This window comes from Rhizobium ecuadorense, from assembly GCF_001187535.1.
Classification (GTDB): Bacteria; Pseudomonadota; Alphaproteobacteria; order Rhizobiales; family Rhizobiaceae; genus Rhizobium; species Rhizobium ecuadorense.
Map to the genome: position 1 here is coordinate 1 of NZ_LFIO01001065.1, position 14,653 is coordinate 14,653.

Below are 14,653 nucleotides of genomic sequence, written 5' to 3' on the forward strand. Positions count from 1 at the left end.
ATCCCGGCCAGATGAGCCTCCAATGGTGACAAAATTTAAACCGGACACTCGTGGCCTTGTGCCGAGCATCTGACCACTGCAATTGTTTGACAGGAAAGCATTTATTTTCAGATACTTAATTGGACGTGGGTAGATGCTCGGCACAAGGCCGAGGATGACGTCGCCGGTTTTGCAGGGGTTTGTCAGTAGCCTGAAGCCGCTCCTTTGTTGGAGCGGTCTTATTTTTCCGCGCGGGAAATGCCGTTGCTTTTGAGCGGCGCTCTGGCTCCCGGCGCCGAATCAGAAATCGATCGCCCGGCCATTGATCTCGTAATCGCCGAAGCGGGCCGGCTCGGCGCCGCCGCGGCCGCCGGTTTCCGGCGGCAGCTCCAGCGGCTTCTGGTTTTTTCGCCGCTCCTCGGCTTCGGCAAGCGCGCGTTTGGCAGCCGGGGACAGCATCTTTCGCGGCGGCGATGCCTTGGCCGTCGGCGTTTCACTATTGTCGTTATCGGCGTCCTGCATGGCATCTCCTGCCGGAAAATATTGAAAATGGCTGGTGAATAACCAAATCATAATGCGCCGGTGCCGGGATTGAAAGCTTGTCACGGCGAATCGGAGATGGAGATCCGCAATGAACCTCGTCCGCACTGCCATGTTGCTCGCCTTCATGACGGCGCTTTTCATGGTTGTCGGCTTTCTGATCGGCGGTCGCGCCGGCATGATGATTGCCTTCGTCATCGCCGCCGGCATGAATTTCTTCTCCTATTGGAATTCCGACCGCATGGTGCTTTCGGCCTATCGCGCCCAGCAGGTCGATGAGCGCAACGCGCCGGAATTCTTTGCGATCGTGCGTGATCTCGCCCGTAATGCCGGCCTGCCGATGCCGAGGGTCTATCTCTACGACAGCCCGCAGCCGAATGCCTTCGCCACCGGCCGCAATCCCGACAACGCAGCCGTCGCCGCCTCGACCGGCCTGCTCCAGGCATTGTCTCCCGAGGAAGTCGCCGGCGTGATGGCGCATGAGCTCGCCCATATCCAGAACCGCGACACGCTGACGATGACGATCACGGCAACGCTTGCCGGGGCGATCTCGATGCTCGGCAACTTCGCCTTCTTCTTCGGCGGCAACCGTGAAAACAACAACAATCCCCTCGGTTTCGTCGGCGTCCTCGTCGCGATGATCGTGGCGCCGCTTGCCGCCATGCTGGTGCAGATGGCGATCAGCCGGACGCGCGAATATTCTGCCGACCGCCGCGGCGCCGAAATCTGCGGCAATCCGCTCTGGCTCGCTTCCGCGCTCGGCAAGATCGCGCGGGGTGCTGCCCATGTGCCGAACGAGGATGCCGAGCGCAACCCGGCAACCGCGCATATGTTCATCATCAATCCGCTCTCCGGCGAACGCATGGACAATCTGTTTTCCACGCATCCGAACACCGAAAACCGCATCGCTGCGCTGCAGGACATGGCGCAGGGCGGCATGAACGTCTCGACGCCGCCGGTTCGGGCTGCTAATCCGTCGCGCAAATCGCGCTCTGTTCCGGATACGGGTCTTGGTCGCGGTGGTTCGCAACCGCCAAAAGGTCCATGGTCTTGAATTCAGACGGCACGAAGAAACCATTCCGCAAGCATAAGCCCGCCACCGAGCGATCCGCGCCTGTAAAGCCGGGCATGCAGGCTCGGGCTGCAGCGGCAAAAATTCTCGCCGCCGTCGTCGATCGCAAACTGCCGCTCGACGGCGCTCTCGATCATGAACACGGCAATCCGGCCTACCGGGCACTTGGCGAGAGCGACCGGGCGCTGGTCCGCGCCATCCTGAACACGACGCTGCGCCATCTGCCGCGCATCGATGCCGCCATTGCAGCGCTGCTGGAATCGCCGCTGCCGGAAGGGGCACGGGCGCTGCACCACGTGCTGGCAATCGGGGCGGCGCAGATCCTCTATCTCGACGTGCCGGATCATTCGGCCGTCGATCTTGCCGTCGAGCAGGCCAATCAGGATCCGCGCAACCGGCGTTTCGCCAAACTGGTCAACGCCGTTCTTCGCCGGCTCGGCCGCGAGAAGAATGAGCTGCTCGCCGAGATCGGCAAGGTCGCGCCGATGCCGGCCTGGTTCATTGCCAGGCTGGAAAAAGCCTATGGCCGGGAGGCGGCGCTGGCCATTTCGGAATCCCAGCTCCAACCGGCCGCAATCGATCTGACCGTCAAGTCGGACGTGGAGGGCTGGGCAAAGCGGCTGAACGGCATTGTCCTTCCCACCGGCGGCGTGCGGCTTGCCGCCTTCGATGGCGGCATCCCGTCGCTCGAAGGCTTCGACGAGGGCGCGTGGTGGGTGCAGGATGCGGCTGCGAGTATCCCGGCCAGGCTTTTCGGCGATCTCTCGGGCAAACGCGCCGCCGATCTCTGCGCCGCGCCCGGCGGCAAGACGGCGCAGCTCATTCTTGCCGGCGGCGCGGTCACGGCACTCGACCAATCGGAAAACCGGCTGAGACGGCTGCGGTCGAATCTCGACCGGCTCGACCTGAAAGCGGAGACAATTGCGGCGGATCTGACGACATTCGAGCCGGCCGAGCGTTTCGATGCGATCCTGCTCGATGCCCCCTGCTCTTCCACCGGCACGACACGCCGGCACCCCGACGTGTTGTGGACCAAGGGGCCGGAGGATATCGCCAGGCTGGCGGCGCTGCAGGAGCGGCTGCTGCGTCATGCGCTGACATTGCTGAAGCCTGATGGAACGCTGGTTTTTTCGAATTGTTCGCTGGATCCTGCCGAAGGCGAGGAGGTCGTCGCCCGCGTTCTGGCCGATACGGATGGGATCGAGCGCGTTCAGATCGATGCCGGCGACTGGTCCGGCCTGGAAGCGGCGATCACGCCGCTCGGCGAATTCCGCACGCTTCCCACCATGCTGAAAATGCCCGATGGCATCGCCTCAGGCCTCGACGGCTTTTATGCCGCCGTGCTGCGGCGCGTGGCCTGATTGCGGGCCCACGCACGTCGCGACAGATCCGCCCACGCAAGACGCTTCACATCCCCGCGTGACTCGGATGAAACACGGTAATTTGCGTATATTCGAACATTGTTACGAATTAATTCATTGCGGGCGATGAAATCGGCCGCTTTTCACCTATTCTTAACCACGAGGGTCAATAGACAATAGAATATGCAGTCCGGTCGGCGTTTTGCGAGCATGTATGTTCGGGAGGCTTGGCGGCGCGCCTTGCGCCGCGTCGCGTTGCTGCGCCTAAAACTCTTCCGCCATTCGATCAACGTGCCCGAACGTCTAATCGTCGCGCCGACCGATCTCCGCAGCATCGATTCGCATGTGGCCGACGAGATCCTCAACGGACGGTTTCTCCTGGCCGGGCGCATGCTGGAAACGGGTGGAAAGTCACCCTTCACCTTTACCCTGCCGTCGCGCCCCTTCGCGATCCGCCTTCACAGCTTCGGCTGGCTGCGGCATATGCGGGCGAACAAGACGGAGCGCGGTTCGGCCGCCGCCCGCGCGATCGTCGACAGCTGGCTTTCCGTCCATGCCGGCCGCATGGAGGGCATTGCATGGGAGGTCGACGTCACCGCCCAGCGCGTCATTGCCTGGCTTTCGCATTCGCCGGTGGTGCTGCAGAATGCCGATCGCGGCTTCTATCGCCGCTTCATGAAGTCGCTGGCGTTTCAGGTGCGATTCCTAAACCGCATGGCGCCCTATACGCTTGGCGGCCTGGAGCTGTTTCGGCTGCGTATCGCGCTCGCCATGGCCTCCGTCGCCATGCCTGTCCGTGCATCGACGCTCAGAAGGGCGGCGCAAGCGCTCGACCGCGAATTCGATAGCCAGATTCTGCCGGATGGCGGCCATATCTCGCGCAATCCGCGCGTCGGCCTGGAATTGCTGCTCGATCTGCTGCCGCTGAGACAAACCTATGTCAATCTCGGCCATGACCTGCCGCAGAAGCTGATCTCCGGTATCGACCGCATATATCCGGCATTGCGGTTCTTTCGCCATCAGGATGGAGATCTGGCGCTGTTCAACGGGGCGACCTCGACGCTGGCAAACGAGCTGATCTCCGTGCTCAGATATGACGAGACCGCCGGCCAGCCGTTCAAGGCCTTGCCGCAGTCACGTTATCAGCGGCTTTCCGGGGGAAAGACAGTCATCATTGCCGATGCCGGCACGCCGCCTTCTGGAGGCGGGCTGCGGACCGTGCATGCCGGCAGCCTCTCCTTCGAAATGTCGTCCGGCCGCCACCGCTTCATCGTCAATTCCGGCTCGCCGAAATTCGCCGGGCACCGCTATGTCCAGATGGCGCGCACGACGGCGGCGCATTCGACCGTCATCCTCAACGACACCTCGTCCAGCCGCTTTTCGCCTTCGCCCTTCCTCAATCACGCGATCACCGAACCGGTCAGGATCGTCGCCGTCGAGCGTGCCGAAACGGAAGACGGACGCGACGGCATCAAGCTCAGCCATGACGGCTATCTCAAGGCCTTCGGCGTGGTGCACGAACGTGAGCTGACACTCAATGCCGCAGGCTCGATCGTGACCGGCCACGACAGGCTTGTCGTCCGGGAAGGATATCAGCATGACGAGCCCCTGAAGGCCGTCGCCCGTTTTCATATCCATCCCTCCATCGTCCTGCATCAAAGCGACGGGGAGTCCGTGCTGCTGACGGCGCCGGACGGCGAAAGCTGGCTGTTTTCCGCGCCCGGCAATGAAGTGCTGATCACCGAGGACATCTTCTTTGCCGACAGCTCCGGCATTTGCGGTTCGGACCAGATCGAAATCGACTTCGATCTTGCCGAGAAGACGGAAATCCGCTGGTTTTTGTCCCGCAAGGGATAGCACCTGTTTGCGCGGCGGCGAAGCTGTGCTAACGCGGCCTCACAATGCGAGCGTCCTGGAGCAGGATGGTCTTAGGCCCAGCTCGGCCTGAAATCCGAATCCTGCTCTAAACCAAGCGGATGTCTCCCGAAGCCCGAACGGAGAAGGTTTCATGGCCGTCACTTCCAAGAAGATCCCCGCCCCCGACAAGGTCGAAATCAAGACCGCCCTCCTCTCCGTCTTCGACAAGACCGGGATCGTCGAACTCGCCCAGGCACTGTCTGCCAGAGGCGTGCGGCTGCTGTCGACCGGTGGCACCTACAAGGCGATCGCCGCCGCCGGCCTTGCAGTCACCGATGTCTCCGAGATCACCGGCTTTCCCGAGATCATGGACGGACGGGTCAAGACGCTGCATCCGACGGTGCATGGCGGCTTGCTGGCGATCCGTGACGATGGGGAACACCAGGAGGCGATGAAACAGCACGGTATCGAGGCCATCGACCTCGCCGTCATCAACCTCTATCCTTTCGAAGAAGTGCGCGCGGTCGGCGGCGATTATCCGACAACCGTCGAAAATATCGATATCGGCGGCCCGGCGATGATCCGCGCATCAGCCAAGAACCATGCCTATGTGACGATCCTGACCGATCCCAGTGATTATGCCGAGTTCACGGAGCAGCTTTCCGCAGATGGCGGCAAGACGGCCTATGCCTTCCGCCAGCGCATGGCCGCGAAGGCCTATGCCCGCACCGCGGCCTATGACGCTGTGATTTCCAACTGGTTCGCGGAAGCGCTGTCGATCGACACGCCGCGTCACCGCGTTATCGGCGGTGCTTTGAAGGAAGAGATGCGCTACGGTGAAAACCCGCACCAGAAGGCCGCCTTCTACGTGACCGGCGAGAAGCGCCCGGGTGTTTCGACGGCTGCCCTGCTTCAGGGCAAGCAGCTCTCCTACAACAACATCAACGATACCGATGCCGCCTACGAGCTGGTCGCCGAATTCCTGCCCGAGAAGGCACCGGCTTGCGCCATCATCAAGCATGCCAATCCCTGTGGCGTCGCCACCGGATCGAGCCTGGTCGAGGCCTATCAGCGGGCGCTAGCCTGCGATAGCGTTTCCGCCTTCGGCGGCATCATCGCACTCAACCGGACGCTGGATGCCGAAACGGCCGAGGAGATTGTCAAGCTCTTCACCGAAGTGATCATCGCCCCCGATGTGACCGAGGAAGCGAAGGCGATCGTCGCCCGCAAGCCGAACCTGCGGCTGCTCTCCGCCGGCGGTCTGCCCGATCCGCGCGCCGCGGGCCTGACGGCGAAGACCGTTTCCGGCGGCCTGCTGGTCCAGAGCCGCGACAATGGCATGGTCGAGGATCTGGAGCTCAAGGTCGTCACAAAGCGTGCGCCGACGGCGCAGGAGCTTGAGGACATGAAGTTCGCCTTCAAGATCGGCAAACACGTGAAATCGAACGCCGTGGTCTATGCCAAGGACGGCCAGACGGCCGGCATCGGCGCCGGACAGATGAGCCGCGTCGATTCCGCCCGCATCGCGGCGCTGAAAGCCGAAGAGGCCGCCAAGGCGCTTGGCCTTGCGACCCCGATGACGCATGGTTCGGCAGTGGCTTCAGAAGCCTTCCTGCCGTTTGCCGACGGTCTTCTGTCGATGATCGCCGCAGGCGCGACGGCGGTGATCCAGCCGGGCGGCTCGATGCGCGACCAGGAGGTCATCGATGCCGCCGACGAACATGGCATCGCCATGGTCTTTACCGGCATGCGCCATTTCCGGCACTAACTGGGCGTCTATGCCCGATCCGCCGGATAGGGCGTGCGGACGAGCAGCACCAGGCCACTGGCGAGAAACAGGATCAGCGTTGCCATTCCGAGCCGCGGTGATCCGCTCAGATAGGTCATCAGCGAGAAGAGCAGCGTCGCCATGAAACTCGTGGCGCGCCCCGAAAGCGCGTAGATGCCGAAGTAGCGGCCGGCTTCTTCAGGGCTGACGCTGCGGGCGAGATAGGAGCGCGACGAAGCCTGAACCGGCCCGAAGGCGAACCCGATCAACAGGCCGTAAAGGATATAGGCTTTTTCCGCGGCGGTGCCGAAGAGGCCGCCGGAATCCGCCGTCGGCAGCGGCAGAAGGCCGAACAGCGTGTAGCCCGGCCCTGTCGAAATGATGCCGATGGTGGCGAGAAGCAGCATGGTGAGGCTGATGACGACGGTCACCTTCGAACCGACACCCTTGTCGATGCGGCCGGCGATCAGGCAGCCAAAGATTGCGACGACGTTCAGGATGATGCCGTAAATGCCGATCTCGATCGTCGCCCAACCGAACATGCCGGCGGCGAAAATGCCGCCGAGGATCAGTAGGCCGTTGACGCCGTCCTGGTAGATCATGCGGGCGATAAGAAACCTCAGGATGCCGCGGCGCTCCTTGAGTTCGGCAAGCGTGTTTTTCACTTCCCGCAGGCCGGCGCGGACGGCGGTGCCGAAGGGAAGGCCCCTGCCGACATCCGGCGTGAAGAAAAACATCGGCAGGATGAAGATCAGATACCAGACGGCCGAGATCGGCCCGGTGATGCGTGCATCCTCTCCGGTCCGAGGATCGAGGCCGAACAGCGGATCGAGGCCAAGGATGGTCTTGCCGCTCTCCGGGCTCGCCGCCAAAAGCGTGACGACGGCGATGAGCACGATGATGCCGCCGAGATAACCGAGCCCCCAAGCGGTGTTGGAGAGCTTGCCGACCTCGTGCTTGGCCACGAGTCGCGGCATCATCGAATCGTTGAAGACGATCGAAAACTCGGCCGAGATCGAGGCAAGGATCATGAAAATGACGGGATAAACAACGGGCGAGCCGGGGGCTGCGAACCACAGGCAGAAAAGGCTGACGATCTTGATGATCGCGAAAAAGCCGATCCAGGGTTTGCGCGCGCCCGACTGGTCGGCGATCGAGCCGAGGATGGGCGAGAGCAGGGCGATGATCACCGAGGAGATCGTCGCCATGTTGCTCCACGTCGTCTGCGCGGAAACCGGGTCGTCGGTCAGGCGGGATACGAAATAGGGTCCGAAGATGAAGGTAGTGACCACGGTAAAGAAGGGCTGGGCTGCCCAATCGAAGAACATCCACCCCCAGATGCCCTTCTCCGTGGCCTTCGGCGGCCGCGTTCCTGTCCAATCGATGCGATTCAACATCCGCTCCTTTTTCGCGGACTGTCTCACCTCACCCGGTCGCGCGCAAGATCGGTCAGGATACCTGCGGCAACGGTAATGCGCGCAAGGTTGGGATCGCCGCCGTCGCTGAGGCTCGAAAGCTCTTCGACGATCCGGTTGATGCGGATGCGATCCTGGGCATGCCAGGCCTGAACGGGGAGCTTTTCCTTGCCGTGATCGGACAGCGCCGAGATGACGATATCGCGTCTTGCGCTGGCGATCTGGTCGATGCTGCGGGCAAGCGCCAGGTTCTCGTAATGGTCGGAGGTGAGGATCCGCCCGCCCGCCGCCAGCAGCCTGGCAATCCGGAAAGTCTGCGACACCGCGAAGTAGTTTTCGGCGGCACGCACCAGCGGCTCTCCGGTGCGTTCTGCAATCTGCATGATTTCAGGCACCAGCGCGAAGCTCTGGAGGTTGGCGATCTCGGCCGCGAGCTTTTCCGGCACGCCCGCTTGGGCGTATTCGGCCTGGCGCGCCGCTGCATCGCCGGCCGATTGTTCGGCGAAGGCGGGCCGCAGTTTTTTCAGCGCGGCCTGCAGCCGGCTAATCACCTCGGCCATATCGGCCTTGGTCATGCCGGTCTTCAGGAGCAGGCGCGTCAATACGGTAAAGCTATGGCTGATTTCCTCGTAGATACGGTTCTGCATCTCGCCCGATATTTTGCCGTCGAGCGCATCCGTCTCGGCCCAGAGCCGGGTCAGGTCGAAACCGTCGCGGGCGACGATTGCGGCGCGCACCACTTCCGATGCCGAAGCCGCCGTCGCGTCCATCATCGCAACGGTGAAGCTCGGCCCGCCGCGGTTGATCGCTTCGTTGGCAAGCACCGTCGCGACAATTTCGCGCTTCAGCCGGTGACCGGCGATATCGCCGGCGTTCGACTTCTGCATTTTGATGGGGAAATAATTCAAAAGCGTCGCGGTAAAATAGGGATCGTCCGGCAGATCGCTGGCGGCCAGCGCATCGAAGAGCACGATCTTGGCATAGGATACCAGCACACCGATTTCCGGCCGCGTCAGCGGCTTGCCGGCGGCATAGCGTTCGGCCAGCGTCTGCTCGTCCGGCAAAGTCTCGACCTTGCGGTTCAACTGACCGGCGCCCTCGAGCACGCTCATGAAACGGCCAAGCTCCAGACCATTGGCGGTGCCCTTGCGTTCGGTCAGCGAGATCGCCAGCGACTGCAGATAGTTGTTGCGCAGCACCAGGCTCGCCACTTCGCCGGTCATCGAAGACAGAAGCTGGTCGCGTTTTGCCCGCGTCAGACGGCCGTCATGCATGGCGGCGGCCAGTGCGATCTTGATGTTGACTTCGACGTCCGAGGTGTTGACGCCAGCCGAGTTGTCGATGGCGTCGGAGTTGCAGCGCCCGCCGTTGAGACCATAGGCGATGCGGCCTTTCTGGGTGACGCCGAGGTTTGCGCCCTCACCGATCACCTTGGCGCGCACCTCCGCAGCCGTCACGCGGATCGGGTCGTTGGCGCGGTCGCCGACTTCGGCGTCGGTTTCGGACGGCGCTTTCACATAGGTGCCGATGCCGCCGAACCAGAGCAGGTCGACCGGGCTTTTCAGGATCGCCGTGATGATCTCAAAAGGCGTGGCGACTGATTTGTCGATGCCGATCGCGGCCACCGCTTCCGGTGTCAGCGTGACCGATTTCATCGCACGGGAAATGATCATCGCCCCCTTGGAGAGCACGCTTTTGTCGAAATCCTGCCAGCTCGAGCGCGGCAGGTCGAAGAGCCGCTGGCGCTCGGCAAGCGTCTTTTCCATATCGGGATCGGGATCGATAACGATATCGCGGTGATCGAAGGCGGCTATCAGCCGGATCTTCGGAGAGAGCAGCATGCCGTTGCCGAAAACGTCGCCCGACATGTCGCCGACGCCGGCAACGGTGAAGGGCGTCGTCTGGATGTCGATGTCCATTTCACGGAAATGGCGTTTGACGGTTTCCCAGGCGCCGCGGGCAGTGATGCCCATCTTCTTATGGTCGTAACCGGCCGAGCCGCCGGAGGCGAAGGCATCGTCCAGCCAGAAACCGGCTTCCTGCGCAAGCGCATTGGCGGTGTCGGAGAAGGTCGCGGTGCCCTTGTCGGCGGCGACCACGAAATAGGGATCGTCACCATCGAGCCTGACCGTATCCTTCGGCGGTACGATCTCGGCGCCCGATATATTGTCGGTGATCGACAGCAGCGTGCGGATATAGGTCTTGTAAGCCTCGCGGCCGGCATTGAAGATCTCGTCGCGGCTGCCGCCGACGGGGAGCTTTTTCGGATAAAAGCCGCCCTTGGCACCGACCGGCACGATGACCGCGTTCTTCACCTGCTGGGCCTTGACGAGGCCGAGCACCTCGGTGCGGTAATCCTCGGCGCGATCCGACCAGCGCAGACCCCCGCGCGCCACCTTGCCGAAGCGCAGGTGCACGCCTTCGACCTCGACGCCATAGACGAACATTTCGCGGAAGGGTTTCGGCTGCGGCAGCCCGTCGACCAGGTGCGGATCGAGCTTGAAGGCCAGCATCGGCTTCGGCGAGCCATCCGGGTTCCTCTGGAAATAGTTGGTGCGCAGCGTCGCATCGACGATATTGACGTAGCGGCGCAGGATGCGGTCGTCGTCGAGGCTCGGCACCTCGGCAAGCTCGGTTTCGATCGCCTGGTGCAGGTCGGCCAGCTTCTTGATGCGGACCTTTTCGGAAAGCTTGGTATCGAGGGTGTCGTGGAACAGCCGGAAGATGGCGGCCGCGACACCGGGATATTTGTCGAGCGTGGTTGCGATATAATCCTGCGAATAGGCGATGCCGGCCTGGCGGAGATAACGGGCATAGGCGCGCAGTACGTTCGTCTCGCGCGCCGAGAGCCCGGCCGAGAGGATCAGCCGGTTGAAGCTGTCATTGTCGATCGTGCCGGCGAAGGCGGCGACGAAGGCTTCCTCGAGAGGGGCGCCGTAACGCTGCAGATCGATGTCGCCGCCGTTGCGGGCCTCGAGCTCCATATCGTGCAGCACGACGAGTTTCGTTTCTCCGTCCGCGGCCGGTACGTCGATGTCGAAGGTGCGTTCGCTGACGACATTGAAGCCGAGATTCTCAAGAAGCGGCACGCGGCGCGACAGCGCCAGCTGGCCGCCGGCGTGGAAGATCTTCAGCGAGAGGGTCCGGCCCTCATCTTCCTGGCGATGGTAGAACTGAATGCGAAGCGGCTCGCCTGCGGCGCAGGCGCCGATATCGGCGAGGTCGGCCACGGTTTCTTCAGGCGTGAAGGAATCCTGGAAGGCCTGGTCGACGGAGATTTTCGGCGCCTTGGGTCCGGCCAGCGCCTCGAAACGATCGTCCCAACGGGCGGTGATCTCGCGGATCACCTGCTCGAGCTTTGCCTGGGGAATGCGCGGCGTCTTGCCGCCGGAGCGGCCGATGATGAAATGCACGCGCGCCACGCCGCCTTCCGGGAAAGCCGGGTAATAGGCGGAGACACGACCGTCATAGACCGTCTTCAGATAGGTGCCGATCCGCTCGCGGACGATCGAGTCGTATTCCTCGCGCGGCACATACACGATCACCGAGACGAAGCGGTCGAAATGGTCGATGCGCGGCAGAACACGCACGCGCGGACGGTCGGCGAGGTCATTGATCTGCTCGGCAAAACTGGCAAGCAGCGTGGTGTCGATCTGGAAAAGGTCGTCGCGCGGATAGGATTCCAGCGTGTTGTCGAGCATGCGACCGGAATGGCTCATCGGGTCGAAGCCGAAATGCTCCTTCACCTTCTCGATCTTGGAACGCAGCAGCGGGATTTCAGAGGCGAGCGACGTATAGGCCGTCGAGGTGAAAAGCCCGACGATGCGCAGCTCGCCGGTGACGTTGCCGTTTGCGTCGAAGCGTTTGACGCCGACATAATCCATATAGGCCCGGCGATGGACGATGGATTTCACATTCGCCTTGGTGACGATCAGGAAGTCGGGGCCGTCGAGGAAGGCAAGAATTTCAGGCGTCGTCGTCACGGCATCCTTGCCGGTGCGCAGCACCAGAACATCAGGGTTGGAGAGCATGCCGAGGCCCGCACCCTTGTCTCGCTCGACCTTGGCGTCGGCACCCTTGCCGGAATAGACATATTCACGCATCCCGAGGAACGTGAAATTCTCGTCGCGCAGCCATGTCAGGAAGGCGACGGCTTCATCGCGATCGGCCTTCTTCCGGCTGGCGCCATTGGCTGAAAGCTCGGCGATCACGCCGTCGATCTTGGAAAGCATCGGCTTCCAGTCGGAGACCGACAGACGGACCTGTTCGAGCACGGTTTCGACGCGTTTGACGAGATCTGCGGCCTGGGCGGAATTGAGCGGTGCGATATGGAGCTGGATATGGCTGACGCGGCTGGCCGGGTCGCTCGGGTGATCGGCGGAATAGAGCGCAGGCGCCTTGCCCTTCTCCATGACCAGGATGGGATGCACGGCCATGAACAGGTCGCGATAGGTGCTCGTCACCTCACCCATGACCGACTCAAACAGGAAAGGCATGTTCCGGTCGGTGACCGAAAGCACCGACACGGCAGTGCCGTCAGGGGTCACATCGGCAATGGTGTCGATGCCGACGCGCGGCGCCTTGCCGTTCCAGGCGGCAAGTTCCTTTGCCGAATGCACGGCGGAGAGCGCCAGCATCTCCGGCGTATAGAGTTCGAGATCGTCATTGCTGGCCCGTCCGAAGAGAATTTCCGGATCGAGATGCGCCTCGCCCGTCGCCTTGGCGATCTTGCGCGCGCTTTCGATCTGCTTTTCCCGTTTCGGATTGTTTCTGGCAGCCATGAATCGCCTCCCGCAATGGACTGGTTTTCTGCAAGCTAGCAGAAGATTCCTCGAAAAAATCTCTAAAATGGGGGCCTGAAAGATTGTTTTGACGCTTTTTTGACCCAGAAAATGGGAAATTGTCAGAGATTTTTCGCTTTCGTGGCCAAAATGAACGGAAGGGCCTCTTTTTAGGTTTTTCGTTTCACACACATTTCCATGCTCACATGAAGAATGGTTGACAGCGTGGCGTCAAAAAGATCATCAAACGCATCGTCATTCGGATCTTGATATCATGTCGGAAAATGCAGCGGGCGCAGTCATCGTCATCTCCAGTCATGTGGTGCGCGGCTCGGTCGGCAACCGGGCGGCCGTGTTTGCGCTGGAGACGCTCGGTCATCCGGTCTGGGCGCTGCCAACCATCGTGCTGCCCTGGCATCCCGGCCACGGCCGCTCGACGCGGCTGACATTTGCGGAAGCGGATTTCGACGCGGCGATCGACGATCTGATCCGGGCGCCCTGGATCGGCGAAGTCAAGGCAGTGCTTTCGGGCTATTTCGGCAATGCCGCACAGGCGCGCTCCGTCGCCCGGCTGATCGCCGCGCTCAGGCAGGATAATCCCGAGCTGCTCTACGTCTGCGATCCCGTCATGGGCGATCTCGGCGGGCTCTACGTGCCGGAAGCGACCGCCGAGGCCATTCGCGACCATCTCATCCCGCTCGCCTCGCTCGCGACGCCGAACCGCTACGAGCTTGCATGGCTTTCCGGGGCGGCGCTCGAAGACAACAGCGCGATCATGGAGGCGGCGCTGGCGCTCGGGCCGTCGCGCATGCTCGTCACCTCGGCCGTGCCGATGATGGCGGGCGGTACCGGCAATCTCTATCTTTCCGGCCGCCACGCGCTTCTTGCCGAACACCGCGTCGTCGAAAACCCGCCGAACGGTCTTGGCGACTTGCTGGCCGCCGTCTTCCTGTCGCGTCTGCTTTCCGGTCTCGAGGACGAAAAAGCGCTGCAGCTTGCCACGGCCAGCGTCTTCGAAGTGCTGGCGCGTGCCGTCAGGCGCGGCAGCAACGAGCTAATGCTGGCGAGCGATGCTTCCAGCCTTTCGACGCCGATGGCGATGGTGCAGATGCGCCGGCTCGTGCACCCGGCGCAGCGGCGGAAAAAATGACGCATATGCCGACGCGTTCATTTTGCATTGCAGCAGTTGAAATTGTCTGCCGCGCGCGCTAATCCAGAAGCATGCAGCGTTTTCCAAATTCCCTTCTGGACGGTTACCGCAACTTTATGAACGGGCGTTATGCCGACGCCCGCGACAGGTATCGGCTGCTTGCCGAAAACGGTCAAAGCCCCAGCACGCTGGTCATTGCCTGTTCGGATTCACGTGCGGCGCCGGAGCTGATCTTCGATGCCGGCCCGGGTGAGCTCTTCGTCATCCGCAACGTCGCCAACATGGTGCCGCCCTACGAGCCGGACGGTCATTTCCATTCAACATCGGCCGCGCTCGAATTTGCGGTGCAGGCGCTGAAGGTCTCGGATATCGTCGTGATGGGCCATGGCCGCTGCGGCGGCATCCGCGCCGCGCTCGATCCGAATGCCGAGCCGCTGTCGCCGGGCGATTTCATCGGCCGCTGGATGTCGCTGGTCAAGCCCGCCGCCGAGCAGATCCAGAGCAATGACGTGATGACGGCCGCCGAGCGGCAGACGGCGCTGGAGCGTGTGTCGATCCGCAATTCGATCGATAATCTCAGAAGCTTTCCCGACATCAAGGCGCTCGAGGAAGCGGGAAAAATGCATCTTCATGGCGCCTGGTTCGATATTTCCACAGGCGAACTCTGGGTGATGGATGCCGAGACACGTGACTTCATTCGTCCCGAAATCTAGGGATCTGCCGCTTTATC

Annotated in this window: 9 protein-coding genes; 6 read left to right on the forward strand and 3 right to left on the reverse strand. The window is 62.2% G+C overall.

Annotation, left to right across the window (positions count from 1 at the left end):
* Positions 1 to 279: 279 nt before the first annotated feature.
* Positions 280 to 501, reverse strand: a complete 222-nt coding sequence (locus AF337_RS18895; protein WP_049733248.1) for a DUF1674 domain-containing protein — start codon at positions 499 to 501, stop codon at positions 280 to 282.
* A 109-nt stretch (positions 502 to 610) separates the two neighbouring features.
* Here AF337_RS18895 and htpX point away from each other — a divergent pair, with 109 nt between their 5' ends.
* From htpX to purH, 4 genes are all read left to right on the forward strand, one after another.
* A complete protein-coding gene (gene htpX / locus AF337_RS18900; protein ID WP_049733249.1) occupies positions 611 to 1,573 on the forward strand; it encodes a zinc metalloprotease HtpX in 963 nt (320 codons plus the stop codon).
* Entirely contained in the window at positions 1,564 to 2,952 is a 1,389-nt protein-coding gene (locus AF337_RS18905) for an RsmB/NOP family class I SAM-dependent RNA methyltransferase (protein ID WP_049733250.1), read from the forward strand. Before htpX ends, AF337_RS18905 begins: the two co-directional genes overlap by 10 nt.
* Positions 2,953 to 3,135: 183 nt before the next feature.
* Entirely contained in the window at positions 3,136 to 4,809 is a 1,674-nt protein-coding gene (locus tag AF337_RS18910) for a heparinase II/III family protein (RefSeq protein WP_049733251.1), read from the forward strand.
* A gap of 151 nt (positions 4,810 to 4,960) precedes the next feature.
* Positions 4,961 to 6,577: a bifunctional phosphoribosylaminoimidazolecarboxamide formyltransferase/IMP cyclohydrolase gene (gene purH, locus AF337_RS18915; protein WP_049733252.1), complete on the forward strand. Its 1,617-nt coding sequence runs from the start codon at positions 4,961 to 4,963 to the stop codon at positions 6,575 to 6,577.
* A gap of 8 nt (positions 6,578 to 6,585) precedes the next feature.
* Here the strand turns inward: purH and AF337_RS18920 are convergent, their stop codons facing one another.
* Positions 6,586 to 7,974: an MFS transporter gene (locus AF337_RS18920; RefSeq protein ID WP_049733253.1), complete on the reverse strand. Its 1,389-nt coding sequence runs from the start codon at positions 7,972 to 7,974 to the stop codon at positions 6,586 to 6,588.
* Positions 7,975 to 7,997: 23 nt separating this feature from the next.
* Positions 7,998 to 12,773, reverse strand: a complete 4,776-nt coding sequence (locus tag AF337_RS18925; RefSeq protein ID WP_049733254.1) for an NAD-glutamate dehydrogenase — start codon at positions 12,771 to 12,773, stop codon at positions 7,998 to 8,000.
* 274 nt (positions 12,774 to 13,047) lie between these two features.
* On the opposite strand from AF337_RS18925, the gene pdxY reads away from it, so the two are divergent.
* Together pdxY and AF337_RS18935 are read left to right on the forward strand one after the other, a co-directional pair.
* Positions 13,048 to 13,923 (forward strand): pyridoxal kinase PdxY, encoded by an 876-nt coding sequence (pdxY, locus tag AF337_RS18930; protein WP_049733255.1) that lies wholly within the window; start codon positions 13,048 to 13,050, stop codon positions 13,921 to 13,923.
* A gap of 71 nt (positions 13,924 to 13,994) precedes the next feature.
* A complete protein-coding gene (locus tag AF337_RS18935) occupies positions 13,995 to 14,636 on the forward strand; it encodes a carbonic anhydrase (protein ID WP_049733256.1) in 642 nt (213 codons plus the stop codon).
* The last annotated feature ends 17 nt before the right edge of the window (positions 14,637 to 14,653 follow it).

What these genes read in the sequence shown, in the direction of transcription:
- htpX (WP_049733249.1), top strand. Translation starts at nt 611, where the DNA reads ATGAACCTCGTCCGCACTGCCATGTTGCTCGCCTTCATGACGGCGCTT.
- AF337_RS18920 (WP_049733253.1), bottom strand. Translation starts at nt 7,974, where the DNA reads ATGTTGAATCGCATCGATTGGACAGGAACGCGGCCGCCGAAGGCCACG.
- AF337_RS18905 (WP_049733250.1), top strand. Translation starts at nt 1,564, where the DNA reads ATGGTCTTGAATTCAGACGGCACGAAGAAACCATTCCGCAAGCATAAG.
- AF337_RS18935 (WP_049733256.1), top strand. Translation starts at nt 13,995, where the DNA reads ATGCAGCGTTTTCCAAATTCCCTTCTGGACGGTTACCGCAACTTTATG.
- purH (WP_049733252.1), top strand. Translation starts at nt 4,961, where the DNA reads ATGGCCGTCACTTCCAAGAAGATCCCCGCCCCCGACAAGGTCGAAATC.
- AF337_RS18925 (WP_049733254.1), bottom strand. Translation starts at nt 12,773, where the DNA reads ATGGCTGCCAGAAACAATCCGAAACGGGAAAAGCAGATCGAAAGCGCG.
- pdxY (WP_049733255.1), top strand. Translation starts at nt 13,048, where the DNA reads ATGTCGGAAAATGCAGCGGGCGCAGTCATCGTCATCTCCAGTCATGTG.
- AF337_RS18910 (WP_049733251.1), top strand. Translation starts at nt 3,136, where the DNA reads ATGCAGTCCGGTCGGCGTTTTGCGAGCATGTATGTTCGGGAGGCTTGG.
- AF337_RS18895 (WP_049733248.1), bottom strand. Translation starts at nt 501, where the DNA reads ATGCAGGACGCCGATAACGACAATAGTGAAACGCCGACGGCCAAGGCA.